Genomic DNA, 13,356 nt, shown 5'->3' on the forward strand with positions numbered 1-13,356 from the left:
CGCACCACCACCGGCTCGTGAGGTCAATCCTCCGCCTATGCAGCGGGACTCGTACGGGGTGCGCGTACCCACTGCAGTGGATGGCTTCATCATCGAGATGCCGCCCGTGAGTTCATGGGGATTATGGGCACGGTATCCGGGAACTCGCGGGGGATCTCGGTCATCTTCGAGTTGGTATTGGTCAGCGAGACCTCAATGCGGCTCCGGATATGCTCGACCAGCTGGACTCGCTGGCCTACCTGCCATACCGCATTGCCAGGCGCACACCTGCTCGCGCCATCCGTGATTGCGTCTCGGGCCCAGCCAGGGAGTTGCAGGTAGTCTGCCGTGATGTCGGCCTCGTGCCTGTCCATGTGATAGATCACGCGCGTGGCGGTCAACTTCAAGATGGCCTCGGCCTCGGGCGCTTCGGCGAGGCGCAGATCCGCCAGGTGGTGGAGTATCCCCCAGAACGACAGCCCCAGCCGGCGACCGAACCTGACGAACTCCTCGAAGAGCCGAGCCACAGCGCGGTGCGACAGTATGTGCCAGGCTTCCTCCACTATGAGTGTTCTCTTGATGGAGTCACCCGGCTTGATCCATCCCCAGCGCAGCCAGGGGCCGATGACGCTCATCAGAAGGGGCATGGCACTTCCCTCGCGAGGGAGCGCAGTCAGGTCGAACACGATCAGCTTGGCGTCAAGGTCGATGCCCTCGGTGGTCGGCCCGTTGAACAGGCCCGCCAGATCACGTTCCTCGGAGCAGAGCTGATCCATGGCGAGTGAGGCGGGCTGGCCCCATGCCACCATCTGGTCCTCGCTGACCTCGCGCTTGCCGAGCAGGCCGGGGCCGGGCCGAGTCAGCGCGTCGTGGATGTCGCTGAGGACGGGGACTCGGTCTTCGCCGACCGCCCGCTCCAGCGCTGCGCGATGCGCAATGGACAGGGCGAATCGGGCCTCGGAGGAGAGAGGACCGCTGAGAATCTCGACCATGCTGCACAAGACCGAGAACTGGTGCTTGCCGGGGATGCGAGCGTCCAGAGGGTTGAGGCGCACCCCGTCGCCGTCTCCGCCGTAGACCAGGCGGATCGGCTTGACGCCCACGGCACGGGCGATTGCGTCCCACTCGCCGACGCCATCCTCGCCTTGGGCATCGAGAATCGCAAATGCCCTCTCGCGGAAACGGAGCTGTCGCAGTACGTAGCACTTCTCCAGCGCCGACTTTCCGTAACCGCTCTTGCCCAGGACCAGAGCGTGGCCGCTGGGCAGACGTTCCCGGGCTGACGGGTCGTAGAGGACGAAGGGGTCATAGATGAATGCCTTGCCGCTGTAGATCTCGCGGCCGATTATGACGCCGCGAGGGTCCGAGCTCGGCGAGCCGACCGCGGGATACAACCCGCAGGCCTGGGTCGTGCTCGTACGCAGAGGGCGGCGGCGTGTCTGAGCCTGGGGCCGCAGTAGTTCCAGCACGATACTCATCCCCCCAGCAGTCCGCCGGCGAGCGGCAGAGTGTTTGCGAAGGCGCGGTGCTGCTCCAGGTCGCACCATTCCAGCGCGAGCTGGCTCTTGGTCGACGCGGCGCGGATCGTGCCCTTGTTCTGCTCCAAGCCGTCCAGGTCCCGGGCGGACACAGTCACCCAGCCGGTCAGGCGAACGCCCGCCGCCCCGGAGGCGATCTCTTCCATGGTGGAGGTTGCCGCACGCTGCTCACGGCGCTCACGTGGATCGGTGATTCTTCCTGGCTTGGTGTCCGCCTGCCCCAACTCGTTGGTGGCATCCTGGATCGCGTCCTGCATGGCCCGGTCGGAGGGAATCAGATCCATCGTCACGGCGACGGTGCAGATTACGTCCGGTACATACAGCAGCACCGGGGCGAGGAAGTTCAGGCCCACCGGCAGAATGGGAAACTGCTTGATCCAAGCCGTAGCGTGCATCCACGGCTGACTGGTTTCCCAGCCGCGCGAGACCATGACAGTTTGTTCGCGCGCATCCATTTCCGCAGGCCAGCAGGTCGCTCGATCCATGCCACGTACATCATTGAGCCAGTGATCGGGCGCGTAGCAGTGGTGTACGAACGAAGCGAGGGCTGCCTCGTCAAGGCTGCGGACCCATCGCAGTTGGGCGGTCCCCAGACTGCGAATGAAGCTCTCGACCTCCTTGCCGAGCACCACGCCGTAGCCTTCGAACAGGGAGTTGTACTTGAGCGACTCCGCGACAAGGTCCTGGCTGTAGCGGATGCCTATGACCAGGAACAGCCTCCGGTCCTCGGCACTGATGGCTACCCTCCGCAGCAGCTGTTCGTAGGAGTCATGCAGCCAGCCAGCCACTTTTGGATCCCGGCGGGCCTGAGCGTCGCGGGCGTGAGCGTTGGGGTCGACGGGCACGATCCGAGCGATCCACTGGAGCCGACTTATTCGGCCGCCGGCGTCCGAGGTCTGTCGAAGGAGGGTTTCCCAGGCGGAGATAAGCGCCTCCTGGTCTGCTGTGTCCAGACCGCCGAAGTTCTTCTGGCCCTCGACCTCTATCACCGCGGTGAACAGTCCCTCGGTCGGCTGAAGCAGCACCGCAATATCGCCGTATGCGGTGCGAGCCCGGAACCATTCCATCCCATGAGGCACTCCAGCAGGCGTATCGACGGGCACGGATTGCCCAGCCATCGTTCGGCCGGCCAGCGGCGCCTTCGACCGGTACAGGAGCGAGCCGTTCCGCAGCAGTTTGCGATAGGAGTGCCGTATCTCCCACCAGCGCAAATACGTTCGCCCCTTGTAGGGAATAAGGACGGCTGCTGCGCTCAGCAGAAGGATGGACACGAACGCCGTGACCTTGAGGGCCACGTTCGGTACCACGGCAAGGGTGAGCAGCGATGAAGCGGCTCCACCACCGAGGACGAGCTGTTCGTCCCCTTCGAATCGTCTGCCAAGCAGGCCCCGCGGGCGCGGCCGGGGAAACAGGAATGCGCGAGGCACGGCTACTCCTCTCCGCTACTGAAGTGGTCGGGGCCAGCCGGAGGCGCCGGGACTGGCGCTGAAGCAGGGGGCGAAGCCTGCGGCGCGTCAGTGCCGCGGGCCGACTCTGCCGGCGGAGACGATGAGGGCGGTGTGAAGGCGCCGCCCGAACCCGATGACGGGTCTGACGAGGATCCTGAGTCGGCTATCGCGTTCGACGACTGATCAGAGCCGCTGCCCTGAGTCTGACCGCCGCCGAGCCCCTTGAACGCGGCGTCCTCGTAGTCCTTTTGCTGCTCGTCCATGTCCTGCTTGGCCTTTGCGGCGATGGCGGCCTCCGGCCCCGCGGTGGCTGCGAGCTCCTCGTCACCGCCGCCACCCGAGTCGCCCCCGCCGAGGCGGGGGTTGTCCGTTCCCTTGAAGCGGTCGAGCGAGGACTTGCCTTGCTCGTACGCGGACTTGGCCTGGTCCACGAACGTGCCTCGAGCACTGAGGACTGCCTGGAGTTCATCGCCAAAGATGGGCACGAACTTGCCGATCTGGAGTGGTGCAAACAAGGCGAGAGAGAACAACGTCAAGAGCGATATGAGTGTGCCCAGAGCTTGCCCAAAACTTAGTTCGGTCACATTCCGAGGGATGCCCTCGGTCAGGGCGATGGAAAGTGCTAGAACCGTGTAGATGACGTACTTCACGGAAATGATGGCGACCATCACGCCGGTCCACTTCTTCGTGTGCTTCCACAAATCCTTGTTGACCAGGCCGGAAAATACTGTCGGGCCAAAAACGAGCCCACATAGGATCAGAGCATTGCGGACTGCGAGAAGGAGCCAGATTCCCAGCAGGATCATGATCAAGGAGAATCCGATGATGAGTGCAAGGGGTGCACCAATCCCTGTGCCGGCCAGCAATAGAAGGCATCCGACGACAATGCTGCCGAGAACCGTGATCTTAAGGGCCTGGGAATCGAGCATCGACTCTGCCGCGCCATCCATGAGCCTGACGGTGTAGGCGACCGCCGCGGGTGCGAAGGCGCTCACCATAACTGCCATCAAAAGGTAGCCAATGGATTCACTCAGAGCCTGCCCGAAGTGCACTCCCTGTGCTGCCCGTTTCGCAACGGCGAACAACCAGAAGATTGCTGTGAGGATCGTAGAGACGCCAAAGGAGAAGGCGTACATCTGAAGGAAACCCGGGTTTCCCCAGTCGATCTCTGTGCCGAGATTTACGGCCAGAGTGTTCATTCCTTAATCTCCCTGCCCAGCTCTTGAATCAACTTCCCACTGGTCTGGGCGAACTTCTCCGAGAAGTATCCGAGAGGGTCCGACGCCAGGTCGTATGCAGTGCTCACCTTGCCGCCGAAATCACTGAGGGGCTTTGTCATTTCCTTGCCTACATCGGCAGCCTTATCGACCCCTTTCTCCAGAAGGCTGCACCCGGGGAGATCGCACACATCTGCGGCGTTTGCATCCGGCAGGGTAGGCGTAAACAGCACGGATGCGCAGGAAAGCATGAGTACCGGAAGAAATCTGGCCAACGCTCGCGAAGCCTTAGCCGACGTAAGGGGGTGCATTGAATTCCTCATCCATCTTCTGGAACGTGTCGACCGAGTCCGGAGCCCTATCAGTGGTCTGCAACGGTGTCGGCCCAGCACTCTGAGAAATATCTGCCAACTTCCAGTCGCCCCGCTGCCACTGGAGCGTGAGCGTGTAGGTGGTCCAGTTGGCAGAAACCGGGAGTGGTGAGTTCGCGCTGGTCATGCCAACCAACTCGCTCATCCAGATCTTGACCGTCGACACCTGGGGCGAGTAACTGCCCACCTGCGTGCCGACGGGCGAAGCGCGCATGATCATGTGAGCAGACCCTCCACTGTCGAGCCCGAGAGAGGCCACTACCTTGGATGCGTCCCGGTCATCCCTGCGCTGCTGCTCCTTGACGGATTCACGCGTCATGACCGTTTCCAGAACGGCATGGCGAAATGCCTGGTCCGTGAAGTACGAAGGGCTCGACCGTGCGACCTCGTAGTTCACCGCCGCTGCGAGTACGCCCTCCTTGGACCGTGGATATCCGACGGGAATTCCCCGCACTGCACCTCCGGCTTTCACGCCGCCGCCACTCCCACCCGGGGATGAAGTGATGTTGGGGGTGTCGGACGGCCTCTGACCGGAAGTAGATGAGCCATTTCCGGAAAGGCTGGACAGAAGTACCCCAACGACGAGGATCGCTGCGAATCCAAGACCGGCAATTCTCGCGCGGCGCCACGGTGAAATTTCTCCCGCAGCCGCAGACCCTGCGGAATCGGGCACTAGAGATCGGGTGCCAACCCGAGCCTTTTCCTGACTTGTCACTGGACCTTGTCCCCCATGCCGTAGACGATCTTAAAGATCGTTGCCATGGTGGCTACCACGAACAGGCCGACCAGTGCACTGGCGACCTGAGTCTGGCCCTTCTTGGTCTCCATGGTGTTCGCCTGAGAATTTCCGACCCTGATGTGCATCGCGCCGACAACTGCCGTTCCCAGGAGAAACAGGATGACGCCGGCCATGACGACGCCAATCACCTGTTGAGCTGGTTGCTGGAGTGTTGAGAACGGCCCCCAGCTCGGCGTAATGCCACTCAAGAGGCCACCGATGCCTCCGCTTTCCTCTTGTCCGGACTTGGCTCCGGCTGTCACCGTCGTGCTGTGAAGAAGCGTCAGCATCTCCGTCCCGTCCCTCCAGGTCACCGTTGACGGATCTCCTAGCCGATGAATGGCGCAGCGTGCGGAAATGCGAGAAGAGTCCTCCCGTGTGGCGGGAATGGAATCGTTCAGGAGCTGACCTTGTAAATCCTGCTACCCCGCATGCCGTTCGCTGAATTAGGATCCCCTTCTTGTGGCACTTGCTTCTGATCCCTTTTCCAGGTCAGAACCGTAGGGACCTCGAAGCGGAGGGCAGTACGCGCGGCCGGAGAAACGAAGTCATTTCCCGCACTCCGGGAAAAAATCTTCATGTTTCCCGCAGTGCGGACGTCACCCCTGCGGACGGCACGTACACCGGAGGAAGAACTAGTGCCCGTTTTGCAGCGAATAGCCGTGCTCGGCGCAGCCATGCTGCTTGCCCTTGTGATGTTGATCGGCCTAGCCCTGCAAGCAGTCTTCTCAAGCCCAGAATCCGTCGCGAACGCCCAGACATGCGAGGTTCCCCTCAAGCCCTTCGGGGACGGCACCGACGGCACCGGCCCGCAGGGCCCCGAGGTGAAGTTCGACGGGGAAGCCAGGATCAGCAGCACTACACGCGTCACCGTGCCACTGCGCCCCGAAGGCCCTCAGGAACAGCCCAAGTGGAGCACCTCGCGGGAGCGAAACGCCGCCGTGATCACGAACGTAGCGCGCACACGTCACCTCAACCCACGCGCAGCCGTGATCGCTGTAGCCACCTCGATGCAAGAGTCAACGCTGGACAACCTCAACGGGGGTGACCGCGACTCGGCGGGGCTGTTCCAACAGCGCCCGTCACAGGGATGGGGAACCCTCGCGCAGGTCACAGACCCGATCTACGCCGCAAACACCTTCTACAATCACCTGGTCAAAGTCGCCAACTGGCAGACCGACCCCCTGACTCAGGTAGCGCAGAAAGTCCAGGCATCCGGGCATCCCGAGAAGTACGCCAAATGGGAGTCCAGCGCAGGTGCGCTCGTTGCCAAGACGTGGGGGACAGAAGCCGTCACTTCTACCACTGACGGTTGTACCGGTGACATGGACGCACCGGCCGGCAAGTTCAACGTCAAGAACCCCCGCGCCCCGGCACAGGCCATACAAGCCGCCCGCAAGGCTCCGAACATCCCCCTGCCGCTCCAGACCTGCAACTCCGTGGGCACATGGCGCCGTTGCTGCGACAACTTCGTCGCCCAGGCCTACGGCTATGGCAGCAGCGGCTCTGCGACAGCCAACGCCCACTGGGACCGCCTCGTATCCGCCGGACTCGCGCACGCCGGATCCAACACCCCGCCTCCCGGGGCCCTGCTCTTCTACGCCACCAACGACCCTGCCGGCCACGTCGCCCTCTACCTCGGCAACGACCTCGTCGCCTCCAACGACATCAAACGCAGCGGCTACATCGACATCGTCCCCCGCAAGGAACTTACCCACGGCGCCTGGAGACTGCGCTACCGCGGTTGGACCGAGCCTTCATTCCCCAGCGCCGGCGGCAAGTCCTCGATCTGAACCACCATCACCCCAGAGCGACCTGAGCCAAGGAGAACCATGACCACCGCGACACCCCCGATCCCCGTCCACATCCTCGACGAGACGACCGTGCACATCCACGGAGAGCCGATCGCCGTTCCACCAGGAGTGAACCCCGATCAGGCCGTCATGAGCTACCTCCACCTGGAGGCGGCCGGCGTCGGACACCCGATCAACGCCCAGATTGACGACCGTCGCTACGGCGTCCAGGCCGCACTCATTGTCAACCCAGACGGGACCACAGCCACCGCGACAGGCCCCCAGGCCGCTGTGACAACGAACATGAAGCAGCCCGGGCCGGCCAGACAACCCCTCACGGACATCCACACACTCGCTATTCAGGGCAACGTCGAGGAGGCCATCGAGCGCACCAACGGGCTTCTCCTCCAGCTCTCCGCCGACCCGTCGCGTGGCTCTGAACACGCCGACACGTTGGAAGCAGCCGAAACACGCGCCCACCTGGCGTGGATCAAACGAGACTACACGTGCGCATACCAGACCTGGAGCTGGATCGCCGCCACCTGGCGTGAACTCCTGGGCCCGTGCCCAGGAGGCCCGACCCACAACCACACCATGTGCCGCCGCATTGCCATCACCACAAGCAACGCCGCCACCGCATGGATGCAGCTTCCCGCTCAGGAAGCCACTGAAGCCTCCGGTGAGGTTCTCGCTCTGCTTGAGCGAAACTCCGGAAGTTCGAACACACCTGCCGCACAGGGCATTCGCTCCCGAGGCGCGAAACTGGGTGCACAGAAGCCTTGACAGCACGGTAGTCTGACGCCTCCACGACTAGGCCGCGTTGCCGACAGGAGGACCAGATGGTGCCCTTCATCACAGGGGTGATCCGCAACGGTGCCCTGCTGATCAGCTACATCGCGCCCTTCCTCCTGATCGCCATGGGCCTGGGCACCATTGGCTGGGTGGCCGCGAACGAAGGGCCCTCACCCAGAGTGCTCCCGGGGCTCGCCCTCGTTGCCCTGGGGCTGGCCATCGCCCATCTCGGAGCGCGACTTCGCCGAAGGCAGGCCGGCAGCACCGTTGCCTAGTGAGGAGACCTCAGCGTTCGATTCAGCTGAGACGCCGTTCCTGCGCGGCAGCATTTCGTTGCTGGGCTTCGCGCAGAGCCAGTTCGCGTGCACCCGCAGCACTTGAGGAGGGCCCGGTAGCCCTACGTGGCTGACGGGCTACATCGGGCCGGTTGAGTCGCCGCCCTGCCAGACGATAGACAGCGGACTCCACGCTCGGGGCGATGGAGAGCACCTGGAGGAAGAGCCGCCGGTCGGAACCGTCCGACGGATCCTGAAGACGGTAGAGAATGCAGTAGCGAGGCGGGGGAGGTGAAGCCGAGGGCTCCCGAGCGGGAAGGTGCGCACCACGGACTGCGGTGATGTTCCGCCACCCCGGATCGTGTTCATGCGTGTCAAAACGCAGCACGCGACAATCGCTTAGATCCGGAGCTCCCACACGGGCCTCCAGGGGGCGGCCGACGACCTCGCCCCGAACCAACTGCCCGATGCGCGCAAGTGCAATGTCACGCAACTGCATGTCCTGCTCCATCAGAGCCAGGATGTCTTCGCGTACGGCCGGATGATGGTTTCCCCGATAGCGTGTTCGCTCCCCGCGCATGGCCCCCCGCCCTGGTTGCCGGCAGACCCGGCCTATGGCCGGTCAGCTGTCCCGTTCCCGCGGACCCACGCCGCGAGGTCTTCGTCCGATATCCCATCGCCCGGTCCCGGCGCATCACCCAGCCGCTCGACCGTACGCAGCGCGAGAGCGGCAGAATCCAACTCTCTGCCGAGCCGCCGATACCTGGCAACAGGCACAAGCACGGCCTCGGCAACCCCGTCGTCACCGATGTAGACGTCGGGTGCCTGCTCGCCCTGCTCCCGACAAGCGCGGACCAAACCTCGAAGCAGAGCGGCCGCCTCGCCGGGCGAGTTCACATCCTGCGATTCATCCATGCAGTCACCGTAGCCGTCATGCGACCGCACCGGTATCGCGACGACCAGCACGTTCCGCGGGGCGGGAGGTCCAGGCGCCGCGCAGGGCGACTTCTGGGCGGATCTCCAGACCGAACGTGTGGGGCACGGCGTTGTCCGCGCTGTGGAGGCCCCCCGCAACAGATGAGTGTGGGCGATCGGCCGAGCGCGGCGAGAGCGCGGTGCAAGGAGCAGGAATGTCATTGAACTGTGAGAACGCGCGGACGGAGATCCCGCCCCAGGGGAGCTTCGTCACCCCTCGTACCGCCCGGCGGGAACTCGGCCAAGCGACCTTGCCACCCCGGGCCGCCCGCGCGAACTGTTGAAGGAAGGGCGCGACGCCACCACCCCCGCGGTGAGCGTCACATCCAGCTCCGCCCGCCCACGACACACAACCCGTACAGGAGTTCCTGCAGATGAACGTGCTGGAAAAGTGCTACGCCTACACCCGAGCGGACGAAGTCCGCGCAGCAGACTTCTACCCGTACTACCCCATCTTCGACGGGGCAGATCAGGACGGCGGCGTGGCACGCGTTGACGGACGGAGCATGACCAACCTGGGTTCCGGCGACTACCGCAGCTTCACCCACCATCCCCAGGTGAGGCAGGCCGCACGCGAGGCCATTGATCACTGGGGAACCTCTGCAACCGACAGCCGTCTACTCAGTGGCAACCTCGCTTTGCACGAACAGCTCGAAGGGGAGCTCGCAGACTTCTACGGCGCCGAGGCGGCTCTCGTCTACTCGGCCGGCTACCTGGCCAATCTGGGTGCCGTCTCGGCTCTGGCGGGACGGGGCGAGGCCGTCGTGCTCGACCAGCAGGCCCACGCCTCACTGATCGACGGAGCTCAGCTTGCCAGGGCTCAGGGCGCGGCAATGAAGTTCTTCTCCCGCAACGACGCCTCCTCCCTGCACCGCACGCTCACCGAACTCAGCACAACGCCCACACTCGTCTGCGTCAGCGGCCTCCACAGCATGGAAGGGGACATTGCCGCACTGCCGGACCTCTTGCAGATCGCCGACCACCACGGCGCGACCCTCCTGGTCGACGACGCGCACGGCCTGGGCGTGCTCGGCCGCGGCCGCGGAAGCATCGCCCACCACGCGCTCGACGGCCAGATCCCCCTAACCACCGTCAGTTTCAGCAAGAGCCTTGCAAGCCAGGGCGGCGCGGTCCTCGCCGACCGAAAGGTCATCGACTTCCTCCGCCACACAAGCCGACCAGCCATGTTCTCAGCAGGACTCGCCCCGGCAAGCACCGCCGCAGCCCTCACTGCACTGCGCCTGCTGACCAACCAGCCCACCGCGCCACGCGCTCTCGCCCTCGCGGCCCGCCTGCGCACCGCACTGGCGGAGATGGGCTACAGCGTCCCGACGGGAAGCGGCCCAGTCATCCCGGTTCGATTCGCCGACGAGTACATGCTCCTCCTCTCTCACCGCATGCTCACCAACCACGGCATCTACAGCAACCCGATCCTGCCACCCGGTGCCGAAGGCCCTCAGCTGCGCCTCATCGTCACCGATGCCCACACTGATGAGTCCATCACCGCGTGCCTTGAGGTCTTCGCACATCTCCGTGACGACCTCGTCGAGACACCTTCCGCGTAAGTCGATCAGGCGACCGGTGCCGTCGGCCGGCTCACCGTGGCCTTCGAGGTTCATGTGCACGCGATGTTCCCCAGCAGCCGTCTGACACCGCGGCAGCCGTGCCGCGGGGCCAGTCGCCCTTTGGAATTCGAACCACCTGAAGGGAAAGCGATCTGCGAAATCCGCAGGGCGGGAGCCGCAGGCGCTACCCATAGACACGGCCTGCGACTACGTCAGAGCCTAGGGCGCGTCACAGACGAACTCCACGGTTGCGCCGCCCCATAGCCTGCGGTTTCGAGCACGGCCTTGTCGGGGCGCACAGAGCGGGGGACCACCCACCATGGCTTTCACAGCGCTTCACCCGACACGCGGCCGTCTTGACGGCACGCGCGACGACCTCGGCGTCCACTGGTCGTGGACCGCCATTCACCGCAGCCGCCCTGAACTCGCCTGCGTCGAATGTGGCCACAGCATGCGAGCTGAATGTCCACTCCCCGACCTGCGCTTCTTCGCCCATACCCCTGGCGCCCCCGCATGCAGTCTGAGCAGCCGTGAGTCCATCGAACACCACGTGCTCAAACAAGCCCTCGCTCAAGCCGCGCGCAGTGCTGGCCACCACGTGGACCTTGAGGCCAGCAGCCCTGGTGAAGGAATGTGGCGGACTGATGTCCTAGTTACCTCACAGGACGGGAATCGCCGCACGGCGCTCGAAGTGCAGGATCCCCCAATCACCACGCAAGACATCCTCCGACGCAGCAGGGCGTACCGCCGCGACGGCATCAACGTCGCCTGGTTCACCACATGCGACCACGGGCCCCTCTGCGTCGACAACGTGCCGACCGTGCGCATCGAAGCACCAGCGGACCCGTCAGCAGAATGGCTGCTCCCCGCAGCCCACCAGCGTCTGACGACGACCGAGTGTCGCTGCGGCCCCTCTTGGGACCACCCACTTCACCTGCGGTGGTCGGCGCACGAACCCATACTGCTCAGCGAGTTCCTGAAGGAGCTCCTCACAGGACGCCTCATCCACCACACCCAGCTGGAGGCCCGTACTGGGCGGCGATTTCGCGGGTGGGCGAAGACGAGGGACGCACAGACTGACGCGGATCATCTCGAGAGACTCGCAGCCACCACAACGGCGGGCCGAATGCCCCTGTTTCTGAATGCAGCTACAGACGCGGCTCACGACCTCTCGTCCACGACAGCAACAGGGGAAGCCTCAGACCTCGGCCGGCTCCTGGATGCCGCGAGGCGCTGGGGTCACCGATCCACCGGCACCTCCTGCCACCTCGAAGTGTCGACAGCCAACTGGTTGGCCGGCGGACTCATCCTCACTCCTACACGAAGGCAACCGGGATCGGGAGCAACGAGCGACTCCGTCACCGCCGTGGTCCGCCCTCACCCCTCGCGCATCAACTGGGACGGGCCTCTGTGCGAGGTCCCTGTGCTTGTCGGATCCGCAGAAGAGTTCTTCACCCTCAAGCGGGCCGCGCCGCCTGCCGCGCAGATCCTCGTCGTCTGACCGAATCGCTGCGGCCCGACAGGGATTCCACGCAGCCCACGGGATCTTCATGCGCGACAGAGACCAACCTCAGCGTTGAGGTGTGGCACCGCAAGTTCTACGACCGATGATGAAGGCATATAGGGGCTCAGTGAGCGACGTATGGGTGGCCACCAACACCGAGAGCGGCCAAGACTCCCTGCTGCACGCGGATCTCATGCGCCAAGGCCTGATCTTGTCTGAGCAGCGCAGAGTCTTGTACGTGCGCGTGGATAACCCTGAGGGCGGTCCACTTACGCGCCTCGTGGAAAGTCCCTCAGCACTCCGTATAGGCACCGCCTACAGCGAGGTGCCGCCACCCATGCCAACCTGGTTTCAGGCCGACCTCGTGGAGGCCCTCCACCGAGCACGGACGATGAGAACCGAGAGCGACCCCGTTCTCATCGTCCGCGCGGGAGTCAGCGATCAGCACCAGTGGATATGGACGGTGTACCGGTACGAGGAGTTCCTCGACCGCCGGGCCGTCAAGGCGCCCCCGACCGACGAACGCGGCTGACCAGCGCGGCTCGGTGACGCCAGCCGGCCCACAGCACCGAGCAGTGTCAGGCATTGGTGCCCAGCGGGAAGCCACGGGCGCACACGGAGGCCAGCAGGAACAGCCGTCTTGCAGAGGCGGGCTTCTGCAAGACGGCGGCCAGTCCGGGCCATCCGCACTGTGTAGAGAACGGGGCTTCGCCTCACCGGCCGGTGCCACTGTGCCGAGAACTGCCCGGATTGGCGGATCCGTGTTCCTGGGTGCGGGACGCGGGTGATGACGCCTTCCGTGACCACGAGGACGCCTCATCTCGCCTGGCGCCTTTGAGCGGCCGCTGTGTGGCTCAGCTCATGGGCATAGATGTGCCGCCCGGATGACGAAGGCAGCTTGGCCGACTGGATCACCGTACGCATCAGCTGATAGCCAGATTCCTCGACACCGGCAGCGGTGCGTCGGTGTACGAGACCAACGGTGGGCGCATAGGACGGAACACTCGGTACCGGGCCACCGCCGCGTTAGGCGAACGTGTTCCAGCTGCTGGCGCCTCGGCCAGCGGTGATCCGGGCGCCATGAACCTCGTGGCCGGCATGAGCCCGGGCGCGACGGCGCT

13 protein-coding genes are annotated in these 13,356 nt (G+C 64.5%); 6 read left to right on the forward strand and 7 right to left on the reverse strand.

Going from position 1 to position 13,356, the window contains the following annotated elements:
* Positions 1–89: 89 nt before the first annotated feature.
* From ACFYY7_RS34215 to ACFYY7_RS34240, 6 genes are all read right to left on the reverse strand, one after another.
* Positions 90–1,457 (reverse strand): ATP/GTP-binding protein, encoded by a 1,368-nt coding sequence (locus ACFYY7_RS34215; protein WP_388667726.1) that lies wholly within the window; start codon positions 1,455–1,457, stop codon positions 90–92.
* On the reverse strand, positions 1,454–2,944 hold the full coding sequence (locus ACFYY7_RS34220) for an SCO6880 family protein (RefSeq protein ID WP_388667727.1): 1,491 nt from the start codon (positions 2,942–2,944) through the stop codon (positions 1,454–1,456). The genes ACFYY7_RS34215 and ACFYY7_RS34220 overlap by 4 nt, the downstream gene beginning before the upstream one ends.
* 2 nt (positions 2,945–2,946) lie before the next feature.
* Positions 2,947–4,164 carry a hypothetical protein gene (locus ACFYY7_RS34225; RefSeq protein ID WP_388667728.1) on the reverse strand — a complete coding sequence of 406 codons (1,218 nt, stop codon included), beginning with the start codon at positions 4,162–4,164 and terminating at the stop codon, positions 2,947–2,949.
* A complete protein-coding gene (locus tag ACFYY7_RS34230) occupies positions 4,161–4,415 on the reverse strand; it encodes a hypothetical protein (protein ID WP_388667729.1) in 255 nt (84 codons plus the stop codon). The genes ACFYY7_RS34225 and ACFYY7_RS34230 overlap by 4 nt, the downstream gene beginning before the upstream one ends.
* A 55-nt stretch (positions 4,416–4,470) precedes the next feature.
* Entirely contained in the window at positions 4,471–4,950 is a 480-nt protein-coding gene (locus tag ACFYY7_RS34235; protein ID WP_388667730.1) for a hypothetical protein, read from the reverse strand.
* 314 nt (positions 4,951–5,264) lie between these two features.
* On the reverse strand, positions 5,265–5,621 hold the full coding sequence (locus tag ACFYY7_RS34240) for a hypothetical protein (RefSeq protein WP_388667731.1): 357 nt from the start codon (positions 5,619–5,621) through the stop codon (positions 5,265–5,267).
* 348 nt (positions 5,622–5,969) lie between these two features.
* Here ACFYY7_RS34240 and ACFYY7_RS34245 point away from each other — a divergent pair, with 348 nt between their 5' ends.
* Genes ACFYY7_RS34245 through ACFYY7_RS34255 form a run of 3 tightly spaced genes read left to right on the forward strand, consistent with a single transcriptional unit; the run spans position 5,970 to position 8,191 of the window.
* Positions 5,970–7,124, forward strand: a complete 1,155-nt coding sequence (locus tag ACFYY7_RS34245) for a hypothetical protein (RefSeq protein WP_388667732.1) — start codon at positions 5,970–5,972, stop codon at positions 7,122–7,124.
* Positions 7,125–7,163: 39 nt separating this feature from the next.
* Positions 7,164–7,907: a hypothetical protein gene (locus ACFYY7_RS34250; RefSeq protein WP_388667733.1), complete on the forward strand. Its 744-nt coding sequence runs from the start codon at positions 7,164–7,166 to the stop codon at positions 7,905–7,907.
* A 56-nt stretch (positions 7,908–7,963) separates the two neighbouring features.
* Positions 7,964–8,191 carry a hypothetical protein gene (locus ACFYY7_RS34255; protein WP_388667734.1) on the forward strand — a complete coding sequence of 76 codons (228 nt, stop codon included), beginning with the start codon at positions 7,964–7,966 and terminating at the stop codon, positions 8,189–8,191.
* A 612-nt stretch (positions 8,192–8,803) separates the two neighbouring features.
* On the opposite strand, the gene ACFYY7_RS34260 is transcribed toward ACFYY7_RS34255, so the two are convergent.
* Positions 8,804–9,106, reverse strand: a complete 303-nt coding sequence (locus tag ACFYY7_RS34260; protein WP_388667735.1) for a hypothetical protein — start codon at positions 9,104–9,106, stop codon at positions 8,804–8,806.
* Positions 9,107–9,540: 434 nt separating this feature from the next.
* Here ACFYY7_RS34260 and ACFYY7_RS34265 point away from each other — a divergent pair, with 434 nt between their 5' ends.
* The 3 genes from ACFYY7_RS34265 (at position 9,541) to ACFYY7_RS34275 (ending at position 12,767) form a co-directional block, all read left to right on the forward strand.
* Positions 9,541–10,731 carry an aminotransferase class I/II-fold pyridoxal phosphate-dependent enzyme gene (locus ACFYY7_RS34265; RefSeq protein WP_388667736.1) on the forward strand — a complete coding sequence of 397 codons (1,191 nt, stop codon included), beginning with the start codon at positions 9,541–9,543 and terminating at the stop codon, positions 10,729–10,731.
* A gap of 319 nt (positions 10,732–11,050) precedes the next feature.
* Entirely contained in the window at positions 11,051–12,232 is a 1,182-nt protein-coding gene (locus tag ACFYY7_RS34270; RefSeq protein WP_388667737.1) for a competence protein CoiA family protein, read from the forward strand.
* 340 nt (positions 12,233–12,572) lie between these two features.
* Positions 12,573–12,767 (forward strand): hypothetical protein, encoded by a 195-nt coding sequence (locus ACFYY7_RS34275; protein WP_388667738.1) that lies wholly within the window; start codon positions 12,573–12,575, stop codon positions 12,765–12,767.
* The last annotated feature ends 589 nt before the right edge of the window (positions 12,768–13,356 follow it).

The sequence above is a fragment of the Streptomyces sp. NPDC001933 genome, from assembly GCF_042890955.1.
Taxonomy (GTDB): domain Bacteria; phylum Actinomycetota; class Actinomycetes; order Streptomycetales; family Streptomycetaceae; genus Streptomyces.

Bases quoted from the DNA above. Each gene is read 5' to 3' on its own strand.
- ACFYY7_RS34215 (WP_388667726.1), bottom strand. From the start codon at position 1,457: ATGAGTATCGTGCTGGAACTACTGCGGCCCCAGGCTCAGACACGCCGC.
- ACFYY7_RS34225 (WP_388667728.1), bottom strand. From the start codon at position 4,164: ATGAACACTCTGGCCGTAAATCTCGGCACAGAGATCGACTGGGGAAAC.
- ACFYY7_RS34240 (WP_388667731.1), bottom strand. From the start codon at position 5,621: ATGCTGACGCTTCTTCACAGCACGACGGTGACAGCCGGAGCCAAGTCC.
- ACFYY7_RS34250 (WP_388667733.1), top strand. From the start codon at position 7,164: ATGACCACCGCGACACCCCCGATCCCCGTCCACATCCTCGACGAGACG.
- ACFYY7_RS34255 (WP_388667734.1), top strand. From the start codon at position 7,964: ATGGTGCCCTTCATCACAGGGGTGATCCGCAACGGTGCCCTGCTGATC.
- ACFYY7_RS34260 (WP_388667735.1), bottom strand. From the start codon at position 9,106: ATGGATGAATCGCAGGATGTGAACTCGCCCGGCGAGGCGGCCGCTCTG.
- ACFYY7_RS34265 (WP_388667736.1), top strand. From the start codon at position 9,541: ATGAACGTGCTGGAAAAGTGCTACGCCTACACCCGAGCGGACGAAGTC.
- ACFYY7_RS34270 (WP_388667737.1), top strand. From the start codon at position 11,051: ATGGCTTTCACAGCGCTTCACCCGACACGCGGCCGTCTTGACGGCACG.
- ACFYY7_RS34275 (WP_388667738.1), top strand. From the start codon at position 12,573: ATGCCAACCTGGTTTCAGGCCGACCTCGTGGAGGCCCTCCACCGAGCA.